Genomic DNA, 1,057 nt, shown 5'->3' with positions numbered 1-1,057 from the left:
TCATCATCGGCGCGAATGAGCAGGCCGCTGACGGTGTATTGCGGGTCGATACCGGTGTCTGCACTGATCTGCATGCACAGCTGCTCATAGTGGTCCTGGCTGACACTGGCCAGCCTGCTGATGCTGTCAGGGTAACGCCAGGGATAAAGGGGGGACACAATGCCGCCCCCGGCCCATGAGGACTCCCGCGCCATTTCGCCCCGTTCCAGGAGTACGACATCGGCGCCGGCTTCCTGCAGCTCGCGGGCGGTCAGCATGCCGATGATTCCTCCGCCGACAATCAGGAAATCCGTCATCCGGAATTCCTGCTCCGGTGCGCTTTTTGTGACAACCGCATGGTCAGGGGGGCAGATGTTTTGCTATGGCTCATAAGAATGATAGTTTATTCCATGAGGGGGTACAGGTGAAACGAACAATTGTTGCCGGACTGGCAGCGGCCTTGCTGTTGGCCGGTTTGGCGGAAGCCAAGGTATATAAATGGGTGGACGAGAGCGGCAAAGTGGTGTTTTCCCAGACACCACCGCCCGAGAATGTTCCTGCCGAGGAAGTACAGGTGAATGCGCCACCACCTGCCACGGTGCCGAAGGAGGCGGAAAAGGAGACCGTGGATGAAAAAATCAAGGGAAACCCCGCGCTGGATCCTGAATTGCGCAGGGAATACTGTGAAAAGGGCAGAAAGAACCTGGAGGTACTGCAAAATACAGGGTCAGAGATGGGATTTGTGACCGAGGACAATAAACTGGTGAAATTTACTCCGGAAGAAAAGGCGCTGAAGATCAAAGAATCTCAGGCGGCGGTCAAAGCTTATTGTGATTGATACCTGGCTGGCGAAAGTAACTCATAAAACAGGGTTCTTCGTAGATTCGTGTGAAGCCTAATTCTACTTTGTCATATTTCCCCACCCCTCCGCCGACAGGATTCTGTGGCAGCCTGTCGGCGCCGGTGTCGCTCTTGAATAAGTCTGGCGAGTTGTTTGGGTGTAGGTTCTGGCTTGGGCAACAGTTTCTCCAACACCATCACCACGTCGGCCAGCGATAACAAAGGGGCTTCCTGTTTC

General features: G+C 54.8%; 2 protein-coding genes. One reads left to right on the top strand and one right to left on the bottom strand.

All coding sequences use genetic code 11. The annotated features are described in order from the left end of the window. Positions 1-296 (bottom strand): NAD(P)/FAD-dependent oxidoreductase (locus ACOCD2_RS21585; RefSeq protein ID WP_419626089.1); only part of this gene is annotated, 296 nt, incomplete at its 3' end. A 107-nt stretch (positions 297-403) separates the two neighbouring features. Here ACOCD2_RS21585 and ACOCD2_RS21580 point away from each other — a divergent pair. After that, entirely contained in the window at positions 404-817 is a 414-nt protein-coding gene (locus tag ACOCD2_RS21580; RefSeq protein WP_419604098.1) for a DUF4124 domain-containing protein, read from the top strand. The last annotated feature ends 240 nt before the right edge of the window (positions 818-1,057 follow it).

The sequence above is a fragment of the Thiolapillus sp. genome (genome assembly GCF_048562965.1).
Taxonomy (GTDB): Bacteria; Pseudomonadota; Gammaproteobacteria; order Chromatiales; family Chromatiaceae; genus Thiolapillus; species Thiolapillus brandeum_A.
This window is presented reverse-complemented; position numbering and strand designations above follow the sequence as displayed.